Here is a 4,486-nt window from a genome sequence, read left to right as displayed (position 1 = left end):
TCCGTATGGAGTGCGTGGATTGAAATGCATCGCCTCCGATTTAGGTTCGGGGCTACGCTACCTGTCGCACTCCGTATGGAGTGCGTGGATTGAAATTAAATGACTCAGGTAAAATTCAAAATAGGATGGAGTGCGTGGATTGAAATTTTGCATCCGCCTCGGTAATCGTAAAGTTGAAGGTGTCGCACTCCGTATGGAATGCGTGGATTGAAATATGAGGAAGTCCCAGAGCTGAGTGGCTGCCGTCCGATTCACTCTTTGTATGGAGTGTATGGATTGAAATCGGTGAGTGAAGGGCGGAATTAAAGGCAAGGATTTTCTTAGGTTATTTCAGATCTTTTCGCTATGTATGATCTCCTTATTCTTAAACTGCTCTAAACATGCATGCTTCACGTTTTTGGCCAATTAAGTAAATAAACTTAATAAAATCGGAATATTTACAAATAATGGAGCATATTTTCCCAACTAATCAAGTATAATGAGACTACTTAACCAACAGGGAGGATTCACCATTGGATCAACGTCAGAATGATGTGGATCGTTATTATAGCGATCCGCTTCCGCCACCACCTTATGTAGTACCCAAAACCAATAGCAAGTCTATCGCAGCTCTTGTCCTGGGGATTTTGTCAATCATGATTCCATACTTGGGATTTCTGATTGGGATTGTCGCTATCGTATTCGCATCTATTTCTCTTAAGGAAATCAGGCTTCGCATGGAACAGGGAAGAGGGTTAGCGATTGCCGGTCTCGTCTGTGGCATCATTGGCACGGCGATATATGCGATTATCTTTTTGTTCATTCTGGTTGCATTTGCCGCATTCTCTAGCGGTGAGATTTCTTCTACATATTAGGATCATGAGGAATGAGGAAGGGCGAACTACATTTGTCTCTTCGCTAAAAAAAGCAAGGCCGTGTATAAGCAAACACTCGCTGTATTTCAGACGAGGACGGTGCTTATAACACGCCTTGCTTTTTATTTTTCTATTTTACACGTGAAGAGCGACTTCACCACTAACTTCCTCACCTTCATTCGTACGATGTACCATGAAGTACGTAAAGGTAGCCGCCAGGCCAATCACGGCAAAGATGCATAGAATTCCGATCTGATCCCATGCCACACTGAACTGTCCACTCGAAATAACAGCTTTATACCCGGTTACCGAATAGGTCATTGGCAGCCATGGGTTAAAACCTTTCAGCCAGTTTGGAATGAGCTCCAACGGGAACGTACCTGCACTGGTGGTCAATTGGAAAATTAACATGAGGATTGCCAGAAAGCGTCCGGGATTCTCTAACCAAGTAACCAAAGCCTGAATGATGTACATGAAGGTCAGGCTGGTAACAAAGCTGAATAAAAGGAACAACGGCACACTTTGAACTTCCAGTCCCAAACCGGACATGACAAGCCATGAAGCGAGCAGGGACTGCACGGCACTCATGATCGTGAACGCGAGTGTTCTGCTCACAAAACGATTCCAGCCACTCGCATCGGTAACCGAACTGCCGCGTGTGGGCACGACTAATGTTGCAATCAATGCCCCGACAAACAGCCCCAATGACAGGAAGTATGGCGAGAATCCAGTTCCATAGTTGGGTACTTCATTATGTTTATGTTCATCCACTTGAACGGGCTCTGCATACATCGTTACGAGTTCATCCGTCTTTTTTACACTACCCGTTTGATCCGCGGCATCATTCAACTTGGTGGCAAGCTCACCAGAGCCGTCGGTTAACTTGGCGGTGCCTTCTTTTAAATCACCTGCGCCGTCATCCAACTTGCGGGAACCATCGGCAATGGTGGTGATTCCGTCTGAAAGTTGGTTCAACCCGTCAACTAGTTTCCCTGCACCTGTGTTTAATTGACTGGAACCCTCTGAAAGTTTGGCTCCGCCAACGGCAGCCTCAGACAATTTGGCGTTGAACTGCTGAAGGCCAGTCGCAAGCTGACCCTGTCCAGCGGACAACTGCGTTGCTCCTTCTAAAAGCTGCTGCTCACCCTGCACTAACTGGCTGCTGCCTTGATGCAGCTGCTGTTGTGCAGCTTGCAGGCTTTGGCTGCCTTCGAGCAATTGCTGTCCGCCTTGATATACCTGTTCGCTACCAGCGGCAACAGCCTGGCTTGCTGCCAGCAGCTGCTGTACAGCCGGGTTAGCAGCTAACTCTGGACTGGCCTCAGCTAATTGGGCAAGACCTTGCGCAACGGCCTTAGCGCCTGTGCTTACTTTGCCACTGCCTTCGACTGAGGTTTGCAGTCCTGTGGTCAGCTTGGCGCTGCCTTCCTCGGATGCTGCCAGCCCTGCATCCAATTTTGCGGCTCCTTCCTGAGCAGATTGAATCCCAACCTGCAACTGTTTACCGCCTGCTTCAGCCTGTGCTGCTCCGTCACCGAGCTTCGTACCGGCTGCCGCCAATTGGGACAAACCATTGGAAAGGGAGCTGGCTCCCGTATGAAGCTCATCAATTCCCTGAGCCAAGGTGCTAGTGCCTTCTTTTAACGGGGCAATGCCTGTTTCTAGTTTGTCGGTTCCATCGGCCAGTTTGGACAGGTTTTCTTTTAGCTTGAGAGCACCTTCATCCAGCTTGACCGCACCCTCGTTGATCTGACCTGCGCCATCTCCGGCATCTGCCAAACCACTAGAGATTTTCTCCACCTGATCCAGTAACGTTTCGGTATAGGATTCCGTCACTTTGGCAGAGACTTTGGATTTGATCTGTTTGACCGCCGTCCCGCCAATCTGACCCGCGAGGAAGTTGTATCCTTCATTGGGTTCATAGATCAGCTCTGCCGGCTCGGGATGGTCATCCATTAGCGTGGTTGCTTTCGCGGAAAAATCCTCTGGAATAACAATCGTCATATAATACGTGTTCTCTTCCATGCCTTGTTCGGCTTCTTCACGGGTCACGAATTGCCAGTTGAAGTCGTCACTTTTTTTCAATTCATCGACTAGATTCTGTCCGACTTCCAGCGATTTGTCGTTGTAGGTTGCACCCTGGTCCTTGTTGACCACGGCCACAGGCAATTCATTCATTTTGCCGTAAGGGTCCCAGAATGCGTTCAGAAACAGGCCGCTATACAGAACCGGAATGAACAGCACCACGAGAATCGGAATAAATACTTTCGGTTTCTTGAAGGCGGATTTCAAATCCTGCCCAAATACAGTAAATGATTTCATCATGTTCTCTCCCCATCATTACGCTACTCAGTTGCTATATCTCTATATTGGTTTGCCGTTACACCTGCTCGGGGTCAGTTTCTAGGTTGGTGACAATCCACTTAGGAGAAACTGACTCACAAATGCTTTAATCTGATCCTTATGCAGTGATGGATTTGTTTTGTTCCAATCCGAGGTCAAGTTAATATACAATTTCAATAGGACAAAGGAGACGATCTTGGGATCATCCCTGCGAATTTGCCGAAGTTCCATTGCTCGCTTAACCTGACGCTCCAGATATTCAAGAATCGCTGACTCCACTTTCTGCAATCCTTCTCTCGCCTGAGGCGTACCAAATTCGTTTACCTCTTGGAATAATTTGATCAGCAATTCATGTTCTTGTCTGTACTCCAGTAAGGCGTCCATGCTCTGATGCACATTTTCAAGGAAGGGTTGGTCGTCCTGTACAATCTCTTCCGTAATCTGTCTCATGTCGGAAATAATCGAGTGCATGATCTCACCAAACAGTTCTTCCTTATTTTCGAAAAAAGTATAAATCGTACCTTTGCCCACATTGGCAATTCTTGCGACCTGTTCCATAGTTGTAGCCTTGTAACCGAACAGGGCGAACGATCTTTCCGCCGACTCGATGACTTGTTGCCTTCGATCAACAGCAGCCATAGGGGATATACACCGCCTTTGCTTCGTGAAATGATGATGAAGTTAAAATGATTTTTGACCAGTTTACTAATTTGGTCAATTGGTCGATATCAAATGTATCACCTGTGGGGGTGGGAGAAAGTGATATATATCATATTTTGCATAAAAAATTAGGAATGATCGGGGAAGAAAGCAGCTCAGGCTGGTGCGAATGTGATGCTCACATGAAAACCCTAGGGGATTCGCACCTCAGATTTTGTCGAAATGGTCTTTTTTGTGACCTTTTGGTAATGGTATTGTTGAGTTTTTGGGGGTAAGTATACTAAAATGGTTATAATATTCAAAAGAACAAACGGAAATGCGTAATGGATACACGCAAAATCGTATTATTACGTCTATTTTCGCTGTCGCACTCCGTATGGAGTGCGTGGATTGAAATCGCTTGCGCCTGAGCAAATTGCTCTGCCGATGGACCTGTCGCACTCCGTATGGAGTGCGTGGATTGAGATTTACTTGTTATCTGTTTATGGTGGACTGGGTACCTGTCGCACTCCGTATGGAGTGCGTGGATTGAAATCGAAACGTATGTCAAAGTTCTAACGGTATACGTTGTCGCACTCCGTATGGAGTGCGTGGATTGAAATTACTTCGTATCCCGCATTCATGAGTGC

At 46.7% G+C, this 4,486-nt stretch carries 4 protein-coding genes; 2 read left to right on the top strand and 2 right to left on the bottom strand.

Annotated elements, in window-relative coordinates:
• The first annotated feature begins 512 nt into the window (after positions 1-512).
• On the top strand, positions 513-854 hold the full coding sequence (locus AMS66_RS28650; RefSeq protein ID WP_053784015.1) for a DUF4190 domain-containing protein: 342 nt from the start codon (positions 513-515) through the stop codon (positions 852-854).
• 135 nt (positions 855-989) lie between these two features.
• On the opposite strand, the gene AMS66_RS28645 is transcribed toward AMS66_RS28650, so the two are convergent.
• Both AMS66_RS28645 and AMS66_RS28640 read right to left on the bottom strand, forming a co-directional pair.
• The gene (locus AMS66_RS28645) at positions 990-3,176 is read right to left on the bottom strand and encodes a YhgE/Pip domain-containing protein (protein WP_053784014.1); all 2,187 of its coding nucleotides are present in this window, start codon (positions 3,174-3,176) and stop codon (positions 990-992) included.
• Between the two features lie 81 nt (positions 3,177-3,257).
• The gene (locus AMS66_RS28640; RefSeq protein ID WP_053784013.1) at positions 3,258-3,836 is read right to left on the bottom strand and encodes a TetR/AcrR family transcriptional regulator; all 579 of its coding nucleotides are present in this window, start codon (positions 3,834-3,836) and stop codon (positions 3,258-3,260) included.
• 411 nt (positions 3,837-4,247) lie between these two features.
• Here AMS66_RS28640 and AMS66_RS34810 point away from each other — a divergent pair, with 411 nt between their 5' ends.
• Complete coding sequence (locus AMS66_RS34810) at positions 4,248-4,415, top strand: hypothetical protein (protein ID WP_407944582.1); 168 nt, start codon at positions 4,248-4,250, stop codon at positions 4,413-4,415.
• The last annotated feature ends 71 nt before the right edge of the window (positions 4,416-4,486 follow it).

The organism is Paenibacillus xylanivorans (assembly GCF_001280595.1).
GTDB lineage: Bacteria > Bacillota > Bacilli > Paenibacillales > Paenibacillaceae > Paenibacillus > Paenibacillus xylanivorans.
This window is presented reverse-complemented; position numbering and strand designations above follow the sequence as displayed.